Here is a 25753-nt window from a genome sequence, read left to right on the forward strand (position 1 = left end):
GAAGGCTATGCCATGTGGTCCGAATATTCACTGGATGTGGTTGATGCCGTGGCGCGGCATGGCAGCTTCAGTGCCGCCGCCCAGGAACTGCACCGCGTGCCGTCGGCCATCAGCTATACCGTGCGCCAGCTCGAAGAGTGGCTGGCGGTGCCGTTGTTTGTGCGACGCCATCGTGATGTGGAACTGACGCCGGCAGGCCGGTTGTTTATTGACGAAGCCCGCGGCGTGATGAAAAAAATGCTCGGCACCCGACGCCTGTGCCAGCAAGTGGCCAATGGTTGGAGCGGCCAGTTGAAGGTGGCCGTGGATTCCATCGTCAAGCCTCAGCGCTGCCGGCAATTGGTGCTGGATTTCTATCGACAGTTCCCCGAGGTGGAATTGCTGCTGGAATACGAGGTGTACAACGGCGTGTGGGACGCGCTGGCGGATGAGCGCACTGACATCGTGATCGGCGCCACCAGCGCCGTACCCGTGGCCAGCCGCTTTACCTTCCGCGACATGGGCCTGCTGAACTGGCTGTGCGTGGTGAGTGCGCGGCATCCGTTGGCGCACATACAAGGCTTGCTCAGCGATGATCAACTGCGCCCCTTTGCCTCGCTGTGCATGACCGACACCTCGCGCAACCTGCCCAAGCGTGACACCTGGACCCTGGATAACCAGCGACGGCTGGTGGTACCGAATTGGTCGTCGGCCATCGACTGCCTGCGCGACGGCCTGTGTGTAGGCATGGCGCCGGCCCATCAGGTGCTGCCGTGGATCGAACGCGGCGAACTGGTGGCCCTGCAATTGAGCCGGCCATTCCCGGCCAGCCCATCCTGCGTGGCCTGGGCCCAGGACAGGCTGTCGCCCGCCATGGCGTGGTTGCTGGACTACCTGGGGGACAAGGAGACCCTGAACCAGGAATGGCTCAATGGCGACGACGGCTGAAGCGTAGGGGTATCTCCTGCGGGCAAGCCCGGCGCCCACAGGGGATTCGGTTGTGGCCGCTATCCCCCACCGGTTGATCGGATTTCAATCCAGTAGCCGGGTGATGGCCCGCACGATCATTTCGCCTTCCTTGGCGTCCAGGGTCAGCGGCGGTAGCAAGCGGATGATCTTGCCGCGCGTGACGTTGATCAATAATCCATGCTCTTGGGCCGCGCGTTGGGCCAGGTCGCGATAGGGGCTGGCGAGTTCGATACCGATCATCAGCCCCTGCCCACGAATCGCGAGCACCTGCGGGTGTTCACCCAGCTCGACCCGCAGCCGTGCCAACAAGCGCTCCCCCTGTTGCGCGGCGTTCTGCAGCAAACCCTGTTCCTCAATGATGTCCAGCACCGTACAGCCCACCCGGCAGGCCAGCGGGTTGCCGCCAAATGTACTGCCATGGCTGCCCGGTGTGAACAAGCGGGCCACAGCGCCGCGAGCGACACAGGCGCCGATGGGCACGCCGTTGCCGAGGCCTTTGGCCAACGTCATCACGTCCGGCACGATGCCTTCATGCTGGAAGGCAAACCAGTTGCCGGTGCGGCCGATACCGGTCTGGATCTCATCGAGCATCATCAGCCAGCCCTGGCGGGTACAGTGTTCACGCACGGCGTTCAGGTAGCCGGCCGGCGCCGGCAATACGCCGCCTTCACCCTGGACGGGCTCCAGCAGGACGGCGGCGATGCGCGTGCCGTAAGTCCGGGTGATCGCCTCGAGCGCCGCCATGTCACCAAACCCCACCTTGAGAAAATCCCCCGGCAGGCGCTGAAACCCCAGGCGCACCGATGGCCCGTCGCTAGCCGCCATGGTGCCCAGGGTGCGACCGTGAAACGCGTTCTCCATCACCACCACCAGTGGCGCTTCGATGCCTTTTTTCCAGCCATGCAGGCGCGCAAGCTTGAGCGCGGTTTCATTGGCCTCCGCGCCGGAGTTGTTGAAAAACACCTGGTCCAGGCCGGACAGCTGCGTCAAACGCCGGGCCAGCTGTTGCTGCCAATCGATGCTGTAGAGGTTCGAGGTGTGCAGCAGCAGGCCCGCTTGCTCGCTGATGGCCGCGACCAATTTGGGATGGGAATGCCCAACATTGGTCACCGCTACGCCGGCCACCGCATCCAGGTATTCGCGGCCCTGCTGGTCCCACAAGCGTGTGCCCAGGCCACGGGTAAAACTCAGGGCCAAGGGTTGGTAAGTGGTCATCAGGCAGGCGGCGGTCATGGTGTCAGCTCCAGAAGGTCGTTGCGAAGGCGACAGTATCGTTAGCCACTTATGCTGGATAAACTGCACATTCCTGCAATGACTTTTAATCAGAGCTTGATAATGGATCTGTTCCAGGCGATGTCGGTTTACGTAAAAGTGGTGGAGACCGGCAGCATGACTGCCGCCGCACAGGCCTGTGGAGTGTCCACCACCATGGTCGGCAACCACTTGCGGGCGCTGGAGCAACGCCTGGGTGTCAGCCTGCTCAAACGCACCACGCGCAAGCAGAGCCTCACGGAATTCGGCGGGCAGTATTACCAGCGTTGCCTGGAAGTCCTGGGGCTGGTGGCGGACTCCGAACAGCTCGCCGAACAGGCCAACAGCGACATCCCCCGAGGCACCCTGCGCATCACCGCTCCTCCGGCATTCGGCACCGAACGCCTGGCGCCGGCCCTGAGCGAATTCTCCCAACGCTACCCGCAGATCAAGCTGTACGTGGTGCTCAGCAACCAGCGCATGGACCTGGTGGACAGCGGCTTCGACGCAGCCATCCGCCTGGGCGAACTGGAGCCCTCCAGCCTGATCGCCCGACCGCTGCAGGACTACACCATCACCCTCTGCGCCTCACCTGGATACCTGGCACGACGCGGCACCCCGCAGACGCCGCAAGACCTGCAGCACCACGACTGCCTGGCCTTCGCCTACCCCTCCACCGACGACTGGCGCAACGCCGACAAGCTATGGCGCATGACCGGCTCGGAAGGCGAAGTGGAGATCCCGGTGTCCGGCTCACTGACCATCAACAGCTCCCAGGCTTTGCGCCAGGCAGCGGTGCAAGGCATGGGCATCGTCATGCTGCCCGATGCCCTGGTGCAACCGGAGTTGCAAACCGGCAACCTGGTGGCGTTGCTGGGCAGCTATCAACTGCCGAGCCGCCCCATGCACCTGCTCTACGGCCAGGACCGCCACCGCCTGCCGAAACTGCGGGCCTTTGTGGAGTTCGTCATGGAGAAATGGGCGCGCTAGAAGCTCACGCCCAAGTCACGCAATTGCGCGGCGGTACCCTCGGCAGTCACATGGTGAATTCCCTGCCAGCCGAGCGCCATGGCCGCGTCGACATTGCCTTTGACGTCATCGATGAACACCACTTCCTCCGCCTGAATGGCCGGCAGATGTGCCCGCACCTGGTTGAGGCTGGCGTGGTAGATGGCTGCATCGGGCTTGATCAGGCCCAGCTCCCCCGACACCACGATGTCGCGCAAGCACTGCAGGAAAGGATAGTTGGCGCGCGCATAGGGAAACGTCTCGGCGGACCAGTTGGTGAGCCCGAACAGCGGCATCCCGGCCTGGTGCAGCCCCCTGAGGATCGCCACGCCCTCCGGCAACGCGCCACGCAACATCTCGTGCCAACGGTCGTAGTAGGCGCGGATCAGGCTTTCATGATGGGGGTATTGCTCGACGAGCATGTGAGTACCGTCGGCCAACGAACGGCCGGCATCCTGCTCGGTGTTCCAGGCTTGGGTGCAGATGTTGTCGAGGAACCATTGCCGCTCGGCGTCATCGGCAATCAGCTTGCGATAGAGGTGTTGCGGGTTCCAGTCGAACAGGACACCGCCGAAATCAAAAACGACTGCACGAATGGTCATACGCCCCTCCCCCCTGTGTGTGATGCGCCAGTCTCGCATGCCAGCGGAACAACGCCGCACGTAAACATGCGTAGGACCGTTCTGATAATTTCACGGGGCGTGGGCGGCAAAAAGAGCTGCGCTGCTGCATATCCCTGCATTCCGCGCTCTTTTTCCGGCTGTGCTTAAAACAGCTCGGCATATTTATTCTTCCATACAGTAGAAGACTTCTTTAACGTGCCCTCGCTAATAGAGGGAATGTCTGGTGTGGAAGGGATCATCCAACGTGCCTATGAAACATGACGTGGAGATCTTCAATGAAAGGCGTAATGCCCCCTGCTATCTCACCTTCCGCGCTCAGCCTGGACACCTTGCAACACGCTCAACCCCTCCAGCCGACTGACAACGCTCAAGAGACAACGAACTCGATAAACGTCGCATTTGAGCGCGCACGCGACAAAACCGGAATAGTGTCGAGCCACCTCATTCCCTTGTATAAAATTGCGCTGGCGACCAACTCCATCATTGGCGTACGTCCCGTGGAAACCGTCGCAACAGGGCTGATAGAGGCCGGCCATCCCACCAAGGACTTTCATATCAAGGGGAAAAGCGCCAATTGGGGACCACAAGCCGGCTTGATCTGCACGGACCAGGCCTTCAGCAAGCTCGAAAAATTCAAGCGCGATGCACCTGCCAAAGTCAGCCGCGCCAATGAGCAAATCCAGGAATGCATCAGCGACGGGCATGCCGTCGCAATTCCCTTGAAGCTTTCGCCCGGCCGACTTGGCGAGTTGATGAAACTCGGCCACATCACTCAACTGGCATCGAACGAGCACGAAGGGACGTTGCGTTTCAGCGCGGAGGGGCCCAGTCAGCAGCTGTATGCATTCGAAGGCCAGCGCTCGTCACCTTTGGAACACAACTACCTCATTACCCACGAGGGCAAGCCCCTTGAAGTGCTCGCAAAAAAGGCCGATGGCAAGGCACTGACGGCCGACTATGACCTGCACATGGTGGCGCCGCACCTGAGTGACTTCGGCCCCCAGGATGTGATCCCGGTGCCCGATATTGCGCACAGTGTGTTCAAGGGACGAATTGATCGCTACAGGCAGCATCAACCAGACGCCAAGGCGTTTCAGGTGCCGCAAGCGTTACGCGCAGACTATGAAAGCGCCGCGCATTTCTATCATAAGGAAGATCCCGACCTGGGCAACGCCACGCCGCGAATAAGGCAAATGATAGCGCTGATCAATCACAGGTTGGTCGGCAATGGAGAGCGGGTGGTCCACCATAATGCGGATTCTGGCAGCCCGGCAGCGGAAGTCGCCGCTAACTACCCGGCCACGTTTTTCCTGCCGACCAAGCTGGGACGCTTCGACGAAATCAGCATCATCAACGATGGCAAGGAAATGGCGGAACTGATAAAGACGGCCAAGGACAGCGGCTATCACGTGCCACTGAATCCGCTTTGGGAGCGAGACGTGGTCGGTATCAAGCGCTCTGGTTTCACCCATGCCCAAGAGCGGCTGGCATCAGCCTTTCGCCCAGGCTGACGTTCTGTGCGCTTGCAAAACAACAGCCTCATAACAGGGTTATCGAGGCTGCTGTCTACGCCGTCACTTATGCCGAGACGAGACCGTTGATCTTCACGGTCGGATTGACGTCAGCGTCGTAGTCCACGCCATCGATCTCAAAACCGAACAAGCGCAGGAATTCAGCCTTGTAGCCGGCGAAATCGCTGATCTCGTTGACGTTGTCGTCGGTCACTTGGTTCCACAGTGCAGCCACGGCGTCCTGTACTTTCGGCTCCAACTCAGCCAGGTCGGCACGCAGGCGGCCGTCGGCGTCGAGTTTCGGCTCGCTGCCGTACAGGCTGTCCTTGAACAGGCCGTAGACCTGCTCGATGCAGCCTTCGTGGGTGCCCTGCTCTTTCATCACTTTGAACAGCAGCGACAGGTACAGCGGCATGATCGGAATCGCCGAGCTGGCCTGGGTTACCACGGCCTTGAGCACCGACACACGGGCGTCGCCCTTGAGCGCTGCCAGGTTGTCGCGCAGGGTCAGGACTTTCTTGTCCAGGTCTTTCTTGGCTTCGCCGATGGAGCCGTTCCAGTAGATATCCTGGGTCAGCTTCTCGCCGAGGTAGGTGAACGCGGTGGTCTTGGCGCCTTCGGCCAGGACGTCGGCGTCACGCAGGGCGTCGATCCACAGCTGCCAGTCTTCGCCACCCATCACTTTGACGGTGCCGTCGATTTCTTCCTGGGTGGCTGGCTCCAGGGTGGTGTCGACCACAACGCCTTTGTCGGTGTTGATACCGCGCAGGGTCACGGCCTTGCCGATCGGCTTGAGGGTGGAGTTGTGCACCACGCCTTGCGGGTCGGTACGGCGTGGCGCGGCCAGGCTGTAGACCACCAGGTCGATCTTGCCCAGGTCTTTCTTGATGGTTTCGATGGTCAGGCGCTTGATCTCGTCGGAGAACGCGTCGCCATTGATGCTCTTGGCGTACAGGCCTTTCTCGACGGCAAACTTCTCGAACGCAGCGCTGTTGTACCAGCCGGCGGAGCTCAGCTTGCCTTCTTCGCCTTCTTTCTCAAAAAACACGCCCAGGGTGTCGGCGCCGCAGCCAAACGCAGCACTGATGCGCGCGGCCAGGCCGTAGCCAGTGGAGGCGCCCAGGACCAGCACCTTCTTGGGGCCGCCTTCGATGGCGCCGTGTTGGGTCACGTAATCGATCTGCTCTTTGACATTCGCTTCACAGCCAACAGGGTGAGCGGTCACACAGATAAAGCCACGAACCCGCGGTTTGATGATCATAAAATTTCTGCCTCTTCCAAGGGGTCGACGGCCAGTGGTGGCCATTCAACTTCAATCGTACCGGTCTATGACGTCCGAAAAACCGAAGCGTCACGATAGTCGCAAATCTTCTGTTAACAAAGTCCAATCCGCATCCACGAGGCCCTTGGCGACCCTGCGTCGGGTTTTGTGCAAAAACTGGAAGCTGATCGAGCCGTTTCTGCGGCATGATGGTGGCGGACGGTGTTTGCACTCAGCCCTGTGCCTGAGGTAAACAATCGGCTCGTGCGACCTAATCGGCGCCCACCATTCTCAAGCCATCGCGGCCTGCCACAGGTGCGATGGCTGCGCTTTCAAGGAATCAGAATGCCCCAACGTCAAGTCATCAATGCCTCCGTCAGCCCCAAGGGCAGCCTCGAAACCCTGTCTCAACGTGAAGTGCAACAGCTGAGCGAAGCCGGTACCGGCAGCACCTACACCCTGTTCCGCCAGTGCGCCCTGGCTATCCTCAACACCGGCGCCCACATCGACAATGCCAAGACCATCCTCGACGCCTACAAAGACTTTGAAGTGCGTATCCACCAGCAGGATCGCGGCGTGCGCCTGGAACTGCTGAATGCACCCGCCGACGCGTTCGTCGATGGCGAAATGATCGCCAGCACCCGTGAAATGCTCTTCAGCGCCCTGCGCGATATCGTCTACACCGAAAATGAGCTGGACAGCCAGCGCATCGACCTGAGCAACTCCCAGGGCATCACCGACTACGTGTTCCACCTGCTGCGCAACGCGCGCACGCTGCGCCCCGGTGTGGAACCGAAGATCGTGGTGTGCTGGGGCGGCCACTCGATCAATACCGAAGAATACAAATACACCAAGAAAGTCGGCCACGAACTGGGCCTGCGCAGCCTTGATGTGTGCACCGGCTGCGGCCCTGGCGTGATGAAAGGGCCGATGAAAGGCGCGACTATTTCCCACGCCAAGCAACGCATTACCGGGGGGCGCTACTTGGGGCTGACCGAACCGGGCATCATCGCGGCGGAAGCGCCGAACCCGATCGTCAACGAACTGGTGATTTTGCCGGACATCGAGAAACGCCTGGAAGCCTTCGTGCGCGTGGGCCACGGCATCATCATCTTCCCCGGCGGCGCCGGTACGGCCGAAGAGTTCCTGTACCTGCTGGGCATCCTGATGCACCCGGACAACCAAGGCCTGCCCTTCCCGGTCATTCTCACCGGCCCGGAGCATGCGGCGCCGTACCTGCAACAATTGCACGCTTTTGTTGGCGCCACCCTGGGCGAAGCGGCGCAGGCGCACTACCAGATCATCATCGACGACCCCGCTGAAGTGGCCCGGCAGATGACCGCAGGCCTCAAGGCGGTGAAGCAGTTCCGTCGCGAGCGCAATGACGCCTTCCACTTCAACTGGCTGCTGAAGATCGACGAGGGCTTCCAGCGCCCGTTCGACCCCACCCACGCCAACATGGCCAGCCTGCAATTGAGCCACGCATTGCCACCCCATGAACTGGCGGCGAACCTGCGCCGCGCGTTCTCGGGCATTGTCGCGGGCAACGTCAAGGACAAGGGCATCCGCCTGATCGAGCAGAACGGCCCTTACGAGATCAACGGCGACCCGGCCATCATGAAGCCGCTGGATGAGCTATTGAAGGCGTTCGTGGCCCAGCACCGCATGAAGTTGCCGGGCGGCGCGGCGTATGTTCCCTGCTATCGCGTGGTGCAATAACGCCAGCAGACGGTCATAAGTTGTAGTGCTTTCGGGCGTGCGTGTGGCGTGAATCGGACTAGGTTTCACTTATTCCGATTCACGTATCCGCCAAGGAGCACGAGGGTCGAAAGCCGCATGATCGAGCTGGATACCCATGTGCTGGTGCGCAACCGCGGCGTTGCAGCAACGGGCAGGCTTTGGTAAAAACCGCCTCTAACCTTGATCGAGAGAATGACCAACGTGCGCACGCTTTTACTGGCAGCCCTGGCCATGGCGCCTACCCTCGCCCTGGCCGATACCATCGCCTGGCCCGACCTGCCGGAAACCTGCTTTGTCAGCGGTCGATCTGCTACCACCGCAGATGTCGACAGTGGGTGCGCGGCATTTCTGATCGATGTGAAAGGCAAGCCGGCGGGTACGCCAATCAAACTGGATATTCCCCAGTACGCCATGCATGTCGACGAAGCCAGCGGCAAGGAAACCCCGGTGATCCTCATCCAGGCAGAGCAGAACGGTGAGATAAAGGCGGTGGGCTATAAGGAACTCGGCACCGATCAACTCGGCGCTGCGCTGTTGCGGGAGGTTCGACTTCTAGGCACCCAGAAGCCGAGTTAGGCTGAACCCACACACAAAAAAGCCCGCTGACCGTCACCGGTTCAGCGGGCTTTTTATCGGGTGTTGCTTACAGCGCCAGGTCGGACGCCGGCTTGCTCGGCTCAGCCGCAGGCTTGGCAGCCTCGGTTGCTGCTGGAGCAGTCTTGGCCGGAATCACAGGCGGGGTCGGCAATTGCAGGATACCGGCCGTGTAGGCCCATTCCTTGGCAACTGCTTCAGGGCTGTCATTCAGCTTGGTGCCGTAGCTCGGTACGATCTGGTGCAGCTTGGCTTGCCACTCAGGAGTCGCGACCTTGTCCTTGAACACTTTCTGCAGCACGGTCAGCATGATCGGGGCCGCGGTGGACGCGCCTGGCGATGCACCCAACAGGCCTGCGATGGTGTTGTCGGCGGAGCTGACCACTTCGGTACCGAGTTTCAGGACGCCGCCCTGCTCTTCGTCACGCTTGATGATCTGCACGCGCTGACCGGCTTGCCACAGGCGCCAGTCGGATTGCTTGGCGTTCGGGAAGTACTCTTGCAGTGCCTTGAAGCGGTCGTCATCCGACAGCATCAGTTGGCCGGCGAGGTACTCGACCAGTGGGTATTCACGAATACCGACTTTGGTCATGGGCCAGATGTTGTGGGTGGTGGTGCTGGTCAGCAGGTCCAGGTACGAGCCTTCTTTCAGGAACTTGGTCGAGAAGGTGGCGAATGGGCCAAACAGAATCACACGCTTGCCATCCAGCACGCGGGTGTCCAGGTGCGGAACCGACATCGGTGGCGCGCCAACCGAAGCCTTGCCGTAGGCCTTGGCCAGGTGCTGCTCGGCCACGGTTGGGTTGTCGGTCACCAGGAACGAGCCACCTACCGGGAAGCCAGCGTATTCCTTGGCTTCAGGAATGCCCGACTTTTGCAGCAGGTGCAGGGCACCGCCGCCTGCGCCGATGAACACGAACTTGGCGTCGGTTTCAGTCTTGGTGCCGTCTTTCAGGTTTTTGTAGCTCACACGCCACGAACCGTCGGCGTTCTTGGTGATGTCCTGCACTTCGCTCGACAGTTTCAAGTCGAACTTAGGGGTGGTCTGCAGGTGAGCGACGAACTGGCGGGTGATCTCGCCGAAGTTCATGTCGGTACCCAGCGGGCTCCAGGTGGCCGCGATTTTCTGGTTCGGGTCACGCCCTTCCATCATCAGCGGAACCCACTTGGCAATCTGCGCCGGGTCTTCGGAGTACTGCATGCCGGCGAACAGTGGGCTCGCTTGCAGGGCTTCGTAGCGTTTTTTCAGGAACTTGATGTTGTCATCGCCCCACACAAAGCTCATGTGCGGAGTGGTGTTGATGAACGAACGCGGGTTCTTCAACACGCCCTGCTGGACCTGCCAGGCCCAGAACTGACGGGAGATCTGGAACGCTTCGTTGATCTCGACCGCTTTCGGGATCTCAACGTTGCCGTTCTTGTCTTCCGGGGTGTAGTTCAGCTCAGCCAGGGCGGAGTGACCGGTACCGGCGTTGTTCCAGCCGTTGGAGCTTTCTTCGGCGACGCCATCGAGGCGCTCGACCATCTCCATCGACCAGCCCGGCTCCAACTCATTGAGCCAGACACCCAGGGTGGCACTCATGATGCCGCCGCCGATCAGCAGCACATCGACCTTCTTTGCCTCTTCCGCGTGAACGGAGCTGATCCCCAGCGACAAAGCCAGCCCCAGCAAGGCAGTGTTTACTTTTTTAAACATCAGTAGCACCTATGATAAAACGCCATCCGCCCCACCGCCCCTGATCATGGGCAACCCGCCATCGCACTGCGCCAGGCAACGCATTACGGGGTTTGCACATTCACGAGAGAGCCGCAGGGTGGGCACACAAGGCCGACGTGTCGACCTCACTTTTATGTCCCTTCTGCGCTGACTTCTTATCATTATTGGCTTCAGCTACCTGGGCGACAGCCAATCGCTGGGACGTATACGGATGTACGTACCCAAGAGAGACTAGCCCAAGACGGCGCGCAGAATATCACGGCAAACAGCGTTTATGCGCCGTTTGGCCAATTGACAGCACTAAATCGAGGGTTTTGATCCGCGCCTGTCAAGCCTGGCAGGCGCGACCTGGGGTCACAGGCCCGGAACTCTCACGCAAAAGGCTGTTCTAGACACCTTCGTCGCTGCTTGCGTAGCATCGATGGCTGTCTTGTGTGCAACCCCTTCAAATAGAGCGATCCATGTCTATCCACCAAACCCCCGGGCACGTGCTGCCCGCGCGCAGCGCCGCCAAAATGGAAGCTGCCATGGCCGTGGGCGCTTTCGCTATCGGTACCGGCGAATTCGCCATCATGGGCCTCATGCCCGACATCGCCCAGAACCTGGGCTTGAGCGAGCCCCAGGTCGGCCACGCCATCAGCGCCTACGCCTTGGGCGTCATGGTCGGCGCGCCCCTGTTGGCGATCCTCGGCGCCAAGCTGCTGCGCAAACATATGCTGTTGCTGCTGATGGGCCTGTATGCCTTGGGCAACTTCGCCACGGCCTTCACCCCGACGTTCGGCTCGCTGGTGGCCTTCCGCTTTATCAGCGGCCTGCCCCATGGCGCCTACTTCGGCATCGCCGCCGTGGTGGCCTCGAGCATGGTGCCCACCGACAAACGCGCCGGCGCCGTCGCCCGCGTGATGATGGGGCTGACGCTGGCGATGCTGCTGGGCAACCCCATCGCCACCTACCTGGGCCAGCACTTGGGCTGGCGCTCGGCCTTTGCATTGGTCAGTGTTATCGCGCTGTGCACCCTCGCACTGGTCTGGCAGTTCGTGCCCCACCGCCCCGACGAACAACGCAGCGACCCGCGCAAGGAACTGCGCGCTTTCACCAAACCCCAGGTGTGGATGGCCCTGGCTATTGGCGCCATCGGCTTCGCCGGGATGTTCTGCGTGTTCAGCTACCTGGCGCCGACCATGCTCGAAGTGACCAAGGTGTCGCCGCAATGGATTCCGTTCGGTCTCGCCGCGTTTGGCGTAGGGGGAATCATCGGCAACATCGCGGGCGGCAAGCTGTTCGACCGCCTGCAGTTCCGCGCGGTGGGCTGGATCATGGTGTGGTCGATGGCCGTGCTGATTTTCTTCACCTTCGCCGCCAGCTCACTGTGGAGCGTACTGCTGGGCATCGGCCTGGTCGGCACCATGATCGCCATGGCCGCGCCACTGCAAATCCGCTTGATGGACATTGCCCACGAAGCGCCAAGTCTGGCGGCGGCGTCGAACCATGCGGCGTTCAACCTGGCGAACGCGCTGGGGCCGTGGCTGGGTGGTATGGCGATTACGGCGGGGTATGGGTGGACGAGCACCGGGTACATAGGCGCCGCGACGGCACTGATCGGCTTGGGCATCTACTTGATTGCCAGGCGCATGAAAGGCGGACACTGATCATCAGGTCAGCCTGACACTGGAGTTGCAAGGTTGGACTGCCGACCTTGCAATCTCCAAACAGGAACTATTCACATCTTAGTTATCAGGGAACAATTCGTGGCACTGAGAATTTTTTTCTCTACAATCCGTGAACGTATTAGAAAGGAATTTTTTCGTGAGCCGTTCAACGAATTCAGACACCCGTCAACCTGATGATGAAATAGACCTTATTCCCCTCTTGCTGGACTTATGGTCAAACAAGACAACGCTGATAGCAACAACTCTGGCGGGTGTTGTTGTGTCGCTTTCCCTCTACGCCACTGCACCGGAACAATGGACGGCCAGTACCTACATCACCAAGTCATCCCTTTATAGCCTATATAAACACGTCAACGATAAGGGTGGCACTTCGACTGATGGCGCCCAGTCGCTGGAGACCCGGCTGTACAGTTCAATCCAGAACGACGTGTTCTACACCGCGATGGGTATCATGGCGGCCAAGGCCATCGCCCTGAAAGAAACCGCACCCAGGAGCGGTAACGAGCCCGTTCTTTACATCGCCTCCGCGAGCGCAACCACGCCTGAGCAGGCGAAAAAGCAGCTTGAAACGGCACTGGATTCGGCCAATACCGAAGCGATTTCCTTGAACTTGCCCTCACTGCCCGCTGACAGTGGCTTGACGGCATTCAACACGCTCGATGACATCAAAGCTGTCAATAATAAAAGTCTGAAAAAGTACCCCATTCTGGGCGCTCTGCTCGGAATCCTGCTAGGCAGTACATTCGTTATTGGCCGTTTTTTAGTGCGCCAGTACCGGCCCTCCACTCGCAGTTGAAATACTCAAACCAATTCGAGAAGCAGCCAATAGATAACTGCACTTAGAATGACTGCAGTAAAAACAATAAACAATTTTGCAAATAATGTCGTTTTCATCACCGCGCTCGAAAAACACAATAGTGGCATTACGACATTATCGCACTGAATGCAGGCACGCTCACAGCCCTCATCAACGCCGCCGCCATCGGCCCGCCCCTTAAGACGGAGGGCGATTGCGGCAACGCGATTCCTGATAAACTCGCGGCCTCCGCCCTGCCCTTTCAGATCGACCAATGCCCCTGACGACAGCTTCACCTGCTTCGCTTTCCCGCCGCTTCAGCGTCGCGCCGATGATGGATTGGACCTACTTTACAGCCACCCCTTAAATATAAAGGCCTGTAGAGCAATATTTTTTTCCCCGTACCAATTTTGTACCATCACCAATAGAACTTTCTTGCCATTATCCTAACCACCTCTAGAATCCAGAAATCATTTGATAAATCGGATTCCTTTATGCGCATCGCTTTCAGACTGGTTCTATTCGCAGCTTTCTTAGGGTGTGTAGCCTGGGCCATCGCGAAGCCTGGCTTTGACTCCGTGACAGCTGCCATCATTGCGTTTGGTAGCCTGCTAGCAGCGTTCATTGCGGAAAAGAAAGCAGAGGCGACTCAATCGCAGAAGGTGGGGGCGAATTCGAACGCCATTCAAGCTGGCCGTGACGTAAATATCAGCAAATGAGGTCAGGTATGTTTGGCGGAAACCAAGATCAGAATGTCGGAACCGGTGCGGTCGCCGTTCAAGCAGGAAATGATATCCACATTACCCAAAATGGCCTCTCATATTCTGAAGTCCGCGATGTAGCGCTGGATGTTTTTCGAGCAAATTTCTTTCAATTGGCTGGACCGGCAATGGAGACGGCTAAAGCTCGAGCGGAAGAAATCACCGAAGATTTTCTCAAGAAACTCCAGCAGGAAAATCCGAACGGTTTCGGAAAGGGTCAAGATCCAGACTTTCAGCATGCGTTGTTTACAGTACAACGAGAGTACGCCAGAACCGGAGATAAAGATCTAGGCGACCTGTTGGTCGATCTTCTTGTTGATCGAAGCAAGCAGGAACAGAGAGATATACTCCAGATAGTGCTCAACGAGTCTCTTGCAACCGCGCCAAAGCTTACCGATTCACATCTAGCAGTGTTAGCTATAAAATTTTTATTCCAATACACACAAAACTCCGGGATAGGCAATCACCATCTACTTGGAGAATATTTTGATGCGAACGTATTGCCTTTTTCATCAAAGCTCATAAAAAACAATGCTTGCTACCAACATTTAGAATTTACTGGCTGTGGTAGCATCCAAATGGGTGAGTCATCGCTTGAAGGCATACTCGATTTCCATTATGCAGGACAATTCTTTAAAGGCTTTGATCGTAACGAGATATCAGACAGAGAAATCTCAACTGGGTTAGACGATAACTTTTTCATGATATGCATAAATAACCCGTCTAAGATCCAGGTTCGAGCCAACAACCTCGCAGCACTGGAAAAAAAATTCGAAGAACATAGTATAAGCACAGAAGACCGCGAAAAAATAACAGCTTTATTTAACATAGAAAAAATGACTCCTCCTGAAATACGTGAGACATGCATTTTGATCAGACCATATATGGACTCCGTTTTTGACGCATGGTCAACTTCAAATATGAGATTTTTTACGCTAACAAGCGTCGGAATGGCTATAGCGCATGCAAATATCAAACGGTACATCGGCGAATTCGCCAGCCTATCGATTTGGATAAATTAACTTTTATAAATGTCGCAGATTTTTCATGCAGCCGTAAGACGTAAGTTTAAGTTTATCGACGGGCTTCCGCTGATAACTGAAGATTAGAATTTCTGTTTTTTGCTGATAATACATTCAAGTATCGAAAGCATCGCTGTTATGGATTAACGATTCCAGGTATAGCCAACTGCCATGCTTGATTTTTCCAAAAAGAGCAGCTCGCTGCCCCAGCAAGAGCCACAACTGTTCTATACATATAGTTGAGATAGCTGATCCGTTTGATCGAAGCGTTTTTAGAAATTTTAATCAGCATGACCGGGGGGGTGAGAAAAACATGTCCAAGAAAAACCAACTAAATTTTATTGCAGAAAAAAAATCTCGGGCTGAAAACTGGGAATATGCCGGTTGGATAGAGCTAGCTACGCTTCACAGCGGCTTCTCCTCGCTCAAATCTCCTGAACCATATCAAATGTCTCTTCATGTTGTAGCTATCGCTTCCTGCATTGAAGCGTTTTCTCGAGCGTGCTTTAAGATCCTGATCGACGGAGACGATAGTCCCTACTTGGAAAGAGCAAAAAATTTCAGAGACCTTACATTTGATTTTGAACTTACTAAGGCACTGAGCCGCAAGGAAATAACCTTTGGAGATTTGGTTAGCCATAATGTTGGGGTCAGCAGCGCCGACCAAATAATAAAACACTTTAATACGTTATTTGAAGGCGACACCGGCTATCGAAACTTTAAGGATAGCTTATCGACAGTTCGGGAGTTTATAGAACCCCCTGAAGAGGCAATTATGGATGCTTCAGATAAATATGAAGTAGAGTATGGTGAATTAATTGTTAACGATGCGAACCAGCTAATCTGTGATATCCAAGATATATTTTCAGCCCGCCACATCGCCGCTCATGAAGCAAATTTTAAATTGGTCACTGTCGATCAACTGCGTCGCTGGTTTGAAAGCGCAATGACCTTTGCAACTGCCACGCATGAGATTATCGAGCAAAAGCTTAGGCCAGGCGCTTCACGCGCCGCGTTCGGGAGTTCGGTTCAAGCCTTACAAAATTCAGGGACACTATATTTCAAGATAGGTGACTTGTGGCGGGGGTTAGTGGAAAAATGGGAAATTGAATGGCGTATTGATGAAACCAATATAGAAAAGTTATGGGCAACAATCAAAGATTCGGAAGAAGCTTTTGCTGTGTATCTCGAAAAAGAAATCGCTATCCACTACCAGCGTGTGGGGATGATCACAGGAAATGGATATCGTCATCTTGAAGCAAAAATTCAGAAAATCCTTCTTGAATCTAAAGTGGATTATCTTAAGCGACTAAAAGCAGAGGTGTAGCGATACATCATCCGTGTACCGCTCATACAAAATGGCGACCACATCTCGACCAGGTGCGGGAGCCTTTTTACGCCACGTTTATCACCGGTCATCCCACCGGTGTCTCGCCCACGGCCAGCAGCGACATTCTTAAGCAAGCAGCGATGTCTGTGGCTCCAATCCTGCACTCTCGATAAGCACGCCCCCGTGGTCGCAGCCATGTGCGCGAGAGCGTCCGTACATCATCGTGATGAGTGCGTCGCGAGGTGAGCGCACGCACTGCGCGATAAGCAGTGGCATTTTCTGGGTGAGGCACCGGAAAAAGGTAATACAGGTAATTCGTGACGCCGTACTGGCTACAGCCCTTACGCTCCAAGGCTTTGAGGCGAAAACGGAAAGGTAATATCTAAGTAACAAATAGGTTATGTAATTACTCTTCTTAAAAGTAATATCTGAAACTTATCTAATCCTTATAAATCAATAGGTTACGATAAAATTACCTGAGAGATTACTGAAAATAACTTTTCCAAGTAATTAACGAAACCCAATGAAACAGGGGCCTCCAGGCACTTTTTAATCACCACATTTCCTAATTACTTTTTTCCGACGCCTTTCCTAAAAACACCACAACCAGCCCCAGCACCATCCCGCCATACTTATACCTTTGCAGGGTTCCGCAGGGATTCAACCTTCTCAAAAGGCCAACCAAGCGCCCTGCCAGGACCGCACCGAGGCATCTGCAGGGGTGCAGAAAAAACGGCCCATTTAGCCCGCAGGCGAGGTGGGGGGACGACGGCGCGCGCCGAGTGCTGAAGCACGCCACTGCCCCACTTGTGGCACGTCAGTAACCCTATGTAGCACGCCAACTCCCCCGGCTTGCAGCGGTGAGCCTGGGCCTGTCCTGGCTGCGACTGCTCGGTAGGCGGAAACATGCTGAAAGCCCAGTGTTTATTGGCCCACGCAGCCCCCTACGCTTGCCGTGACAGCCAGCAAATGCTATGTTGGAGTGGGTTTTTTCATGCTGCTGAAGGGCAAACTTTCATCTATGCCAGCTGACTTTTCCGGCCCAATCTCCGCCTTCCCTCTTACAGCTCGTCGCCTCAAATCGCGTCATGGCTAAACGTCATTTACTGTATGTGCATACAGTATTGGATTCGTAACCATGAACAACGATGAAGACACCCTCGGATGGCTTGGCCTCCCCACCCCACTGCAGATGTACCGACAGCATTGCCGTCTGCTAGAGAACGAGATCCAGGAACTCAACCTGCAATTACGAAAAGCGCGGGCAGACGTTTTCGGTATCAGTGAAATGCTGCTGGAAACCCAGGCGAAGAACACAGAGTTTGCGGGGTATCTGCGGGAACGCGGGGCCGAAGCCGCAACAATGCGTAAGCAAATCGCGGACCTGACCACGTTGTCCAATGTGAGCAGGCGGGAGGCGGACGAGCTGCGGCGCATCGTCAATGAAATGAGACCTCGGCCGACCACGATTGTCTAAGGTCAAACGGAAAGAGGGTTTGCCATGTGCGGAAGACTGTCGCAGTACCGGGGAATCCACGACTTTGTTGCGGCACTGAGCATGCCCAATGCCCTGGCAAACTCGGTGGGTGATCAGCCGATCGAGCGATACAACGTCGCCCCAACGACCCACGTGGCGTTACTACACCTGCAGGGCGAGTTGCTACACGCCGATCCTGTGCGATGGGGGTGGCGCCCACATTGGGCGAAAGACCGGGCCGCGCCCATCAATGCGCGCGTCGAAAAGGTTGCACACGGCCCGTTCTTTAGGGCGATCTGGCCACACCGTGCGATCACGCCTATCGACAACTGGTTCGAATGGGTGGATGAAGGCGGACCGAAGAAACAGCCTTATCTCATCCGCAGGCGGGACGGGGCACCGATCTTGTGCGCAGCCATTGGCCAGCTACCAGACGCTGATGAAGGCCCGGGCGAGCATGACGGCTTTGTGATCATCACCGCAGACAGCGCCGGCGGTATGGTGGACATCCACGACAGAAGGCCCGTGGTACTTACTCCGTACCTTGCCAGTGAATGGCTGAACCCAGCAACGCCAAAAGAGCGTGCTGAGCAGATGGTGTTGCACCAGGGCGAGCCGCCCGAGGCCTTTGAATGGTTCAAGGTCAGTACAGCCTTGGGCAATGTGAGGAATAAGGACGCCTGTTTAATTCAGCAAGTGCCATAGAAACTGATCTCCACCGGAGATCTAAGCAGCAGCACTAGTGGCGTTGTAGTATCAGGGACGTTTGATGCTTGGCTAAGACAGACACAACGCGAGGAGAGACAAATGCGAAGAGACATGGATTTGATGAGACTTGTGGTGCTAAAGGTCGAGGAGGACCATCAGGGACCAAATCATCTGGTCGAATACGAGGACTTTAACCATCAAATGGTGATTGAAGGTTTCACACCTGACCAGGTCGAGTATCACCTCAAACTCGCCATGCAAAGCAGGCTATTTGACATGCCTGGTAATGCTGGGTGGCTTTACATTTTTCAGGGGCTCACACCTGCCGGACACGATTTTGCAGACTCGGTAAGGGACGAAAAAATCTGGAAAATGACGAAAGAAGGGGCATTGAAGGCAGGAGGTTTGACCTTCGAACTGCTGGGCCAATTAGCGAAGGGGTTGATCAAGCAACAACTCGAAAAGCATACAGGGGTCGCCCTGTAGTGAAATCTGGAGAACTCGGCACTTTCGAGTGACTCAGCGTCAAGCGGGTGTTAGCGCACCTGCTCGTCGCCTCGTTTACTGCGCGGGGGTACTATTTCTCCCCCGCTCCAAGTTCAAAGGGCTTGAAGCGCACGACTTCCTCGCCGACCCAATCATTGAGAAGGGCAAGGCGTGCCTGAATCGGCTCAAGCTCCAGGGTGGCCCATACCTCCCCTGCCTCCTTCGGGGAGCCAAAGCCCCCGGCGTTTTTCGGCACGATGCCCATCAGTTGGGGATAAACCCGCAAAGCCGCGAGCACATCGCCCTGAGTCTGGTCCTTGATCGAGTTGAATTCGTCCTTGGCCGAAACCTCGCTGACCGGTATCAGCTGTATGCCTTCTTTCTTCCCGTTCGGCGCGTACACAAACAGGTTGCGGAAGTTGCCCGGCCCCTTGGAATTTTTCAAAGCGGTGCGCAAGTCATTGATGTCAGATTCGTTCTGCGCCGCGTCCGTCATGTACAAGATGAAACCCGCATGACTGCCGTTCTCGTAGTACTTGCGGCGAAACAACGTCGCCGATTGATTCAACAGCGCCGATTGCAGAGCACAGAGCCACTCCGGCAACCCGTAAATTTCCTGATGCAGATCCAGCTCACGTAAGTGAAAGACGCTGCCCTGGTCAAATTCATGCTCATTCTTCCAGCCCTGCACCTGGAAAAAGCGTTCGTCCTTCCCCACTCGCATGTACTTCGCCAACGGCGGCTTTAGCGCCACAGTCGAGCCCAGTAGTGACCGCCGCGCCTCCACGTACGCATTGCCCAATGCCAGGTAGTCCTGAGCGTATTGGTCAAACGCCTCGCGGGTCAGCAGCTTGTGCGGGATGAACGTTCGGGTCAGTTGGTTACGCTTGAAGCGCAGCCCAGAGTCGAGGTGAACGCTCGCTTTAACCGACCGGGCAAGTCCGTCCAGTGACAATGGCGGCTCATACCAGCGCCCGTTAAACCAGCACTCCAACGAATCGAATATCTCCCTGGCCGACAACACCGACTCCGGCTCACCGAACGTGAATGCCACCGACTTGTGATCACTCACCGCCTGCTCAGTGGCAACCGCCACCTCATTATCTGTACTCATCAAAAAAGCTCCATCCGCCCGGTATTGGCAGCCGTCTGCCCTTCGAGCGGTTCGTGGTGTAGTGCATGGAAAAGAGCCCAGGCCAGGTCGGCATGGCCGGTTGATTCGCTACGCCCAGCCGTATAGGTGAACTGCCGGCCGCTGGCGGTGATCGTTTTGCGGATAGCCATCAGTGATTGCGCGAAGTCCGTCCAGCCGGCGTCGAACTCCAGTCGGCCCTTGTTGATCACGTCATAGGCCTTCATGACCAAACGCGACTTCACCTCTGGCGAATAGCTGAAGGTTGTCAGTCCGGGGAAGAACTGCCGCACCAGCTGCGCCACGCCCGAGCCCATACCTGTTACGTCGATGCCGATATAGGTCACCCAATATCGCTGGGTCACCATGCGGATGGATTCGGCCTGCGCCGCGAAGTCCATGCCACGGAACTGGTGGCGCTCAATCACCCGGAACTTACCGCCCGGCACCATCGGCGGCGCTACGACCACCAGACCAGAGCTGTCGCCCGTTTCGGCCGGGTCATAGCCCAACCACACTTGGCGGTCAGCCAACGGGCGCGGCGCCAATGGTTTGTAGTCCTCGGCCCAGTTGACCCAACTGTCCACCATGCACGACTGCAACATTGCCAGCGGAAAGATACTCGCCCCGTCGTCCACAAACTGGCACATCAGCAGGTTCTGGAAGGCCTCGGCGTCGTACTCCTGGCGCAGCTCTTCAAGGTCGAACAAGTCACAGCCGCGCTGCTCGGCGTCCAGAATCGTGACGATCTGCCGCCACACCTTGTCCTCGCACAACCGCCCCTGTTGCAGGGCATCGTGGGACACATCCACGGAAATACGGTTGGCGGCAGGCTTGCCCTTGTTGAAGCGCTCCCCCGTCCAGAACGTGTAGGCCTCGTGGGCCATGCTCGACGGGGTGCTGAAGTAAGTGCGGCGGTACTGTTTCTGCATCGCCATGCCCGAGGCGACCTTGTTCAGTTCCTTGAACTTGAACGTCCAGAAGAATTCATCGAAGTAGAAATTGCCGTGGTAGCCCTGGGCGGTTCGGGCGTTGGTGCCCAGGAAGTGCAGCTCTGCGCCGTTCGCCAGCGTAATGGGATCGCCAGTCAGCTCAACGCCGACGACTTCCCTGGCAAAGGACTGAATATACGACTTGAAAATGTGAGCCTGATTCTTCGACGCCGACAGGAAAATCTGGTTACGGCCGGTGGTCAGGGCATCAATCAACGCCTCCCGAGCGAAGTAGAAAGTCGCGCCGATCTGCCGGCTCTTCAGGATGGCCCTGGTGCGCTGATTGCCAGCTTTGTACCAATCCAGCTGATAACCGAAGCACCCATCGACAAAAGCCTGGGTGAGCAGCTCGATATGCTCTTCGCTGAACTCATTGCGGCTCGGTTTTTTCTTTGGCCCGCTGTTGCGGTCATTCAGCTTCGGGTTTAGCTCAGACTCGGTGCCGCCGCCCTGGAACCGCTGAATACGGGCCTGGCGCTCCAACTGCCGGTGGAGCAGATCAATTTCCTTAAAGTCGCCGCCGGTCTTGCCTTCCTTCAGGATTAACTGCACCAGCCGGGCCTCCAGCGCCCCGCCGATGCGCTCGACGTTATCCGCCCGGTCCCATTCGTCACGGGTTTTCCAGCTGTGGACGGTCTTCTCTTTTTCGTCCAGGTACTCGGCAATTTCGGTGATGCGCCAACCCGTCCAGTACAAAAATTTGGCCTGGCGACGGTTATCACGGATGGGGATTTCGGCGAGAGCATTCATGGCGCAGATGCTGCCTCCCGCGCGCGTGGTACACCCGCCCCGCTCACTGTAAGGCGTCGCGCTACAAGTCCGGCTCGTTGCCCGCGAGGCCGCAGCTACCGACCATGCCCACATCGCAACGGCAGTTCGCCGCCACCGCACTGAGGACTCCCCATGGCCAGCAGCACCAAACAGAAATTCCGCTCCAAGTGGACCCGCATTGCCGTCGAAGGCGCGACCACCGATGGCCGCATCATCGAGCGGAGCTGGATTGACGACATGGCCTCGCAGTACAGCCAGAACACCTATGGCGCTCGCATCAACTGCGAACACATCAAGGGTTACTGGCCCGGTGGCGAGTTCGGTGCTTATGGCGACGTAGTGGCGCTCAAGGCTGAAGAAGTCGAGATTGCCGGAATCAAGAAATTGGCGTTGTTCGCCCAGCTCGAACCCAACGACGCATTGCTGGCCTTGAACAAGGCCGGCCAGAAGGTCTACACCTCGGTCGAGATCCAACCCAAGTTTGCCGATAGCGGCAAGGCCTATCTGGTCGGCCTCGCCATCACTGACACCCCAGCCAGCCTGGGCACCGAAGCCCTGAGCTTCAGCGCTACACATGGCACCTTGGCCGGACGCAAACAGGACAAAGACAACCTGTTCAGCGCTGCCGAGGAAGCCTTACTCGAATTCGAAGAAGTCACCGACCAGCCGAGTGCTTTTGCAGCAATCAAGGCCAAGCTCGGTGAGTTCATCAAACTGAGCAAGGACAAGGATGGCAAGGACGCCAACACTTTCTCCGACATCGGTGAAGCGCTGGAAAGCCTGGTAACCCTCGCCACCCAGCAGGCTGAGCAAGCCGACGCTTCAAGCAAGGCCTTGGTAGATCTGAAAAAGCAGTTCACCAGCCTGGATACCGAGCTGAAAGAGCTCAAAACCAAGCTCGGGCAAACCGCTGACCTCAGCCAGCCACAGCGCCCACACAGCACTGGCGGTGCAGGCACCGTACTGACTGCTTACTGAACCCACGGCCCAACACCGACAAGCCTATTCACCGGAGAACCCCCCCATGCGTAAAGAAACACGCTTCGCCTTCGCCGCCCTGGCCGTTCAGATCGCCCTGCTCAATGGCGTAGCCAGTGCCCACGAAAAATTCAGCGTCGACCCCAGCATCCAGCAAAAACTGGAAGTTGCGGTGCAGGAATCCGATGGTTTCCTGAAGCAGATCAACATCATTGGCGTCGACGAGCAGTCCGGCGAGGCCCTGCTGCTGGGCGTAAATGGCCCGGTTGCAAGCCGCACTGATACCTCCGGCGGCACCCGTCGCAGCCCGTTGAGCCGTAGCACGCTGAGCAAAGACAGCTACGTCTGCAAGCAAACGAACTTCGACAGCGCGTTCCCCTATGCCCTGCTGGATGCCTGGGCCAAGTTCCCCGACTTCCAAGTCAAGCTGAGCAACGCGATCATCCTGCGCCAGGCCCTGGACCGCATCATGATCGGCTTCAACGGTACCAGCGCCGCAGCAACCACCAACCGTGCCGCCAACCCTTTGTTGCAAGACGTCAACATAGGCTGGCTGCAAAAAATTCGCCTCAGCGCCGACGACCGCGTGTTGGACGCTGCCACCATTGGCCCCCGCAAAGTCATCAAGGTTGCGGGAGTAGACACTGTATTCGAGGGTGATTACGCCAACCTCGACGGCCTGGTGTTCGACGCGATCCAGATGCTCGACCCATGGCACCGCACCCGCCCGGATCTGCGCGTCTTGGTTTCCCGCAACCTGATGCACAGCAAACTGCTGGCAGCCGTGGAAAAGGGGGCTGACTCCAACCAGGAAGAAAACGCCGCTCAAGAGATTGTCAGCCGCGCCCGCTTGGGTGGCCTGCCGGTCGTCGACGCCCCGTTTTTCCCGGATAACACCGTGCTGGTCACCACCCTCAGCAACCTTTCGATTTACTACCAGAACGGTGCCCGCCGTCGTCATCTGAAAGACGAACCTGAGCTGGATCGAATCGCTGACTATCAGTCTTCGAACGAAGCCTATGTGATCGAAGACTTCGGCCTGGTCGCCCTGGTCGAAGACATCACGGCCGTCAACTACCCAGCCCCGACCGAGGCCTAAGAGGCGCGCCATGCACCAGACACCTGCCCAACGCAATCAGCTGCGCAAACGCGCAGCCATTGAGTCCGCTGCAACTGCGCCGGCCACTTCAATGGAAGGCGCAACCGCCTACGAGCACCAACTTGCCCAGCTGGCTCAGCACCGCGCGCGTCTGAAGCAGGTGCAGTCCAACCAGGGCAAAGCTGAACTCAAGGCGCTACTGATCCCTGAGTACGAACCCTATGTGCAGGGCGTGTTGGACGCCGGCAACGGTGCTCAGGACGAGGTTCTCACCACGATCATGCTCTGGTGCATTGACGCTGGCGGCTACCCCGGTGCTCTGCAGATCGCCGAATACGTCATCAAACACGGCCTGAAAATGCCGGACCGCTTTGAGCGCACCACCGGCACCTTGATCGCCGAGGAAATCGCCGAAGCGGCCCTTAAAGCACAAAAGGCTGGAGACAGTTTCCCGCTGTGGATTCTTGAGCAAGCCCAGCGCATCACCGCCGAGCAGGACATGCCCGACCAAGCCCGCGCCAAGCTGCACCTGGCAATCGGTAAGGAAAACGCTGCCAAAGTCCCGAATGAAGACCTCACGACAACCGATGTTGGTTTTCTGGTGGTGGCAAAGGCTCACCTGAGCAAAGCCATCGACCTGCACAGCAACTGCGGCGGCAAAAAGGATCTGGAGCGCGTCGAGCGCCTCCTCAAAAAACACACTGCCACAGGCAGTTAACCGAGCGTCCCCACGCACCCCGCCGGCTCGGGGCGGATCGGCCAGGCCGCTCCTCCTGAACGTGAAGTCCCGACCACCGGCGATCTATTTTTGAGTGCCGTTCCATGAGCGCATTTGTAGCCAGCGGCCCAGTCACCGGCGGCCATATCAACACCGACCCATTCTGGCCCTCGATCGACCTTGAGCAGCTGCGCGCCACCCTGCGCATCGATAACAGCGTCACTCCGGCTCGCCTTGAGACTGCCGTTATCTCAGCAGCCATCAACCTCAACCGAGAGCTGAAGTCTTGGAAGGCCACGCAACTGGCAGCTGGTTATGCCAGGTTGGCCGACGTGCCAGACGACAAGGTCAACGACGTATCGGTCCAGGAACACCTGTACCGACGCGCGATCGAGGCCGGTACCGGCGCCGAAGTCTGCGAGCGGTACCGCGACTACAGCGCGACCAACACCGGCAGCGACAAAGCCGAAGAAACCACCCCAACCATCGACGACTACCGCCGCGACCTGCGCTGGGCCGTCCGCGACTTCCTAGGGATCAGCCGCACCACAGTGGAGCTGATCTGATGCCCGTAGCCATCCGCACCAATCAAAACGACACCGTCGACGCCCTCTGCTGGCGGTTCTACGGCCGCACCGCCGGCGTCACCGAGGCCGTGCTGGAAGCCAACCCCGGCTTGGCCGAGCACGGTCCGATCCTGCCGCAAGGCCTTGTCGTCAACATGCCCGAAGCCCAAACCAGCGCTCCCCAGCGGCAGATGGTGCAGCTATGGAACTGACCCCCTGCATCCAAGGAAAACCACACCATGGCTGATCCGACTTCCAGCGTTGTGACTGGCCTGCTCATTGGTTTGGGCCTGTCCACCGTAACGCCCGTTATCGACGACGGGGCGCTATTCGGCGCCATCCTCGGCGCCTGGCTGGTTACCAGTACCAAGCGCGACCTTAAAGTCTGGCAGCGGCTGGGCTCACTGTTCCTGTCGGCCGGCGTGGGCTATCTGTTCGCGCCTATGGCTTTACAGGCAATTCCGTTTATCACCAGCGGCGGCAGTGCATTTGTGTGTGCCCTGGTGGTCATCCCGATCAGCATCAAGCTGATGGTGTGGGTGGAGAAAGCGGACATTTGGGACATATGGCGTCGCATCAGAGGGGGCACCTGAT

26 protein-coding genes are annotated in these 25753 nt (G+C 57.6%); 19 read left to right on the forward strand and 7 right to left on the reverse strand.

Translation table 11 applies throughout. The annotated features are described in order from the left end of the window. The first annotated feature begins 12 nt into the window (after window positions 1–12). Window positions 13–927, forward strand: coding sequence for a DNA-binding transcriptional activator PunR (gene punR, locus CQ041_RS08715; RefSeq protein ID WP_105522388.1), 915 nt, complete (start codon window positions 13–15; stop codon window positions 925–927). A gap of 84 nt (window positions 928–1011) precedes the next feature. Here the strand turns inward: punR and CQ041_RS08720 are convergent, their stop codons facing one another. Continuing rightward, a complete protein-coding gene (locus CQ041_RS08720; RefSeq protein WP_105522389.1) occupies window positions 1012–2181 on the reverse strand; it encodes an aspartate aminotransferase family protein in 1170 nt (389 codons plus the stop codon). A 102-nt stretch (window positions 2182–2283) separates the two neighbouring features. On the opposite strand from CQ041_RS08720, the gene CQ041_RS08725 reads away from it, so the two are divergent. Next, window positions 2284–3189 (forward strand): LysR family transcriptional regulator, encoded by a 906-nt coding sequence (locus tag CQ041_RS08725; protein ID WP_105522390.1) that lies wholly within the window; start codon window positions 2284–2286, stop codon window positions 3187–3189. Here the strand turns inward: CQ041_RS08725 and CQ041_RS08730 are convergent. After that, a complete protein-coding gene (locus CQ041_RS08730) occupies window positions 3186–3809 on the reverse strand; it encodes an HAD family phosphatase (protein ID WP_105522391.1) in 624 nt (207 codons plus the stop codon). The genes CQ041_RS08725 and CQ041_RS08730 overlap by 4 nt on opposite strands. A gap of 296 nt (window positions 3810–4105) precedes the next feature. On the opposite strand from CQ041_RS08730, the gene CQ041_RS08735 reads away from it, so the two are divergent. After that, entirely contained in the window at window positions 4106–5341 is a 1236-nt protein-coding gene (locus CQ041_RS08735; protein WP_105522392.1) for an anthrax toxin-like adenylyl cyclase domain-containing protein, read from the forward strand. Between the two features lie 67 nt (window positions 5342–5408). On the opposite strand, the gene fabV is transcribed toward CQ041_RS08735, so the two are convergent. Beyond that, window positions 5409–6602 (reverse strand): enoyl-ACP reductase FabV, encoded by a 1194-nt coding sequence (fabV, locus tag CQ041_RS08740; RefSeq protein WP_105522393.1) that lies wholly within the window; start codon window positions 6600–6602, stop codon window positions 5409–5411. Between the two features lie 345 nt (window positions 6603–6947). On the opposite strand from fabV, the gene ppnN reads away from it, so the two are divergent. Both ppnN and CQ041_RS08750 read left to right on the forward strand, forming a co-directional pair. Next, window positions 6948–8321 (forward strand): nucleotide 5'-monophosphate nucleosidase PpnN, encoded by a 1374-nt coding sequence (gene ppnN, locus CQ041_RS08745; protein WP_105522394.1) that lies wholly within the window; start codon window positions 6948–6950, stop codon window positions 8319–8321. Between the two features lie 222 nt (window positions 8322–8543). Beyond that, entirely contained in the window at window positions 8544–8918 is a 375-nt protein-coding gene (locus CQ041_RS08750) for a hypothetical protein (protein ID WP_177429378.1), read from the forward strand. A gap of 67 nt (window positions 8919–8985) precedes the next feature. Here the strand turns inward: CQ041_RS08750 and mqo are convergent, their stop codons facing one another. Next, window positions 8986–10632, reverse strand: coding sequence for a malate dehydrogenase (quinone) (gene mqo / locus CQ041_RS08755; protein WP_105522395.1), 1647 nt, complete (start codon window positions 10630–10632; stop codon window positions 8986–8988). A gap of 482 nt (window positions 10633–11114) precedes the next feature. On the opposite strand from mqo, the gene CQ041_RS08760 reads away from it, so the two are divergent. Both CQ041_RS08760 and CQ041_RS08765 read left to right on the forward strand, forming a co-directional pair. Beyond that, entirely contained in the window at window positions 11115–12302 is a 1188-nt protein-coding gene (locus tag CQ041_RS08760) for an MFS transporter (protein ID WP_105522396.1), read from the forward strand. A gap of 157 nt (window positions 12303–12459) precedes the next feature. After that, entirely contained in the window at window positions 12460–13119 is a 660-nt protein-coding gene (locus tag CQ041_RS08765; RefSeq protein WP_105522397.1) for a Wzz/FepE/Etk N-terminal domain-containing protein, read from the forward strand. A gap of 5 nt (window positions 13120–13124) precedes the next feature. Here CQ041_RS08765 and CQ041_RS08770 read toward each other — a convergent pair whose 3' ends face one another. Further along, on the reverse strand, window positions 13125–13415 hold the full coding sequence (locus tag CQ041_RS08770; RefSeq protein ID WP_122721539.1) for a hypothetical protein: 291 nt from the start codon (window positions 13413–13415) through the stop codon (window positions 13125–13127). A 198-nt stretch (window positions 13416–13613) separates the two neighbouring features. Between CQ041_RS08770 and CQ041_RS08775 the strand changes: the two genes are divergently transcribed. The 6 genes from CQ041_RS08775 (at window position 13614) to CQ041_RS08800 (ending at window position 18903) form a co-directional block, all read left to right on the forward strand. Beyond that, window positions 13614–13838, forward strand: a complete 225-nt coding sequence (locus CQ041_RS08775) for a hypothetical protein (RefSeq protein WP_105522399.1) — start codon at window positions 13614–13616, stop codon at window positions 13836–13838. Between the two features lie 8 nt (window positions 13839–13846). Next, window positions 13847–14902: an LPO_1073/Vpar_1526 family protein gene (locus tag CQ041_RS08780; RefSeq protein WP_105522400.1), complete on the forward strand. Its 1056-nt coding sequence runs from the start codon at window positions 13847–13849 to the stop codon at window positions 14900–14902. A 313-nt stretch (window positions 14903–15215) separates the two neighbouring features. Further along, entirely contained in the window at window positions 15216–16229 is a 1014-nt protein-coding gene (locus tag CQ041_RS08785) for a hypothetical protein (protein WP_133250594.1), read from the forward strand. Between the two features lie 1141 nt (window positions 16230–17370). Further along, window positions 17371–17709: a hypothetical protein gene (locus CQ041_RS08790; RefSeq protein WP_105522402.1), complete on the forward strand. Its 339-nt coding sequence runs from the start codon at window positions 17371–17373 to the stop codon at window positions 17707–17709. Between the two features lie 24 nt (window positions 17710–17733). After that, the gene (locus CQ041_RS08795) at window positions 17734–18414 is read left to right on the forward strand and encodes an SOS response-associated peptidase family protein (RefSeq protein WP_105522403.1); all 681 of its coding nucleotides are present in this window, start codon (window positions 17734–17736) and stop codon (window positions 18412–18414) included. A 102-nt stretch (window positions 18415–18516) separates the two neighbouring features. Continuing rightward, on the forward strand, window positions 18517–18903 hold the full coding sequence (locus CQ041_RS08800; RefSeq protein ID WP_105522404.1) for a DUF2513 domain-containing protein: 387 nt from the start codon (window positions 18517–18519) through the stop codon (window positions 18901–18903). A gap of 91 nt (window positions 18904–18994) precedes the next feature. Here the strand turns inward: CQ041_RS08800 and CQ041_RS08805 are convergent, their stop codons facing one another. Both CQ041_RS08805 and CQ041_RS08810 read right to left on the reverse strand, forming a co-directional pair. Beyond that, the gene (locus CQ041_RS08805) at window positions 18995–20017 is read right to left on the reverse strand and encodes a phage portal protein (protein ID WP_105522405.1); all 1023 of its coding nucleotides are present in this window, start codon (window positions 20015–20017) and stop codon (window positions 18995–18997) included. Then, window positions 20017–21777 (reverse strand): terminase ATPase subunit family protein, encoded by a 1761-nt coding sequence (locus CQ041_RS08810; RefSeq protein WP_105522406.1) that lies wholly within the window; start codon window positions 21775–21777, stop codon window positions 20017–20019. The genes CQ041_RS08805 and CQ041_RS08810 overlap by 1 nt, the downstream gene beginning before the upstream one ends. Before the next feature lie 153 nt (window positions 21778–21930). On the opposite strand from CQ041_RS08810, the gene CQ041_RS08815 reads away from it, so the two are divergent. From CQ041_RS08815 to CQ041_RS08840, 6 genes are all read left to right on the forward strand, one after another. Beyond that, a complete protein-coding gene (locus CQ041_RS08815; protein WP_105227833.1) occupies window positions 21931–22776 on the forward strand; it encodes a GPO family capsid scaffolding protein in 846 nt (281 codons plus the stop codon). A 46-nt stretch (window positions 22777–22822) separates the two neighbouring features. Further along, a complete protein-coding gene (locus CQ041_RS08820; protein WP_105522407.1) occupies window positions 22823–23875 on the forward strand; it encodes a phage major capsid protein, P2 family in 1053 nt (350 codons plus the stop codon). 10 nt (window positions 23876–23885) lie between these two features. Next, window positions 23886–24593, forward strand: coding sequence for a phage terminase small subunit (gene gpM, locus CQ041_RS08825; protein ID WP_105522408.1), 708 nt, complete (start codon window positions 23886–23888; stop codon window positions 24591–24593). Between the two features lie 104 nt (window positions 24594–24697). Then, window positions 24698–25159 carry a head completion/stabilization protein gene (locus tag CQ041_RS08830; protein ID WP_105522409.1) on the forward strand — a complete coding sequence of 154 codons (462 nt, stop codon included), beginning with the start codon at window positions 24698–24700 and terminating at the stop codon, window positions 25157–25159. After that, window positions 25159–25371 carry a tail protein X gene (locus CQ041_RS08835; protein WP_046035108.1) on the forward strand — a complete coding sequence of 71 codons (213 nt, stop codon included), beginning with the start codon at window positions 25159–25161 and terminating at the stop codon, window positions 25369–25371. Before CQ041_RS08830 ends, CQ041_RS08835 begins: the two co-directional genes overlap by 1 nt. A gap of 27 nt (window positions 25372–25398) precedes the next feature. After that, window positions 25399–25752 carry a putative holin gene (locus tag CQ041_RS08840; RefSeq protein WP_046035109.1) on the forward strand — a complete coding sequence of 118 codons (354 nt, stop codon included), beginning with the start codon at window positions 25399–25401 and terminating at the stop codon, window positions 25750–25752. Window position 25753 lies beyond the last annotated feature (1 nt).

This window comes from Pseudomonas sp. MYb60 (genome assembly GCF_002979555.1).
Lineage (GTDB): Bacteria > Pseudomonadota > Gammaproteobacteria > Pseudomonadales > Pseudomonadaceae > Aquipseudomonas.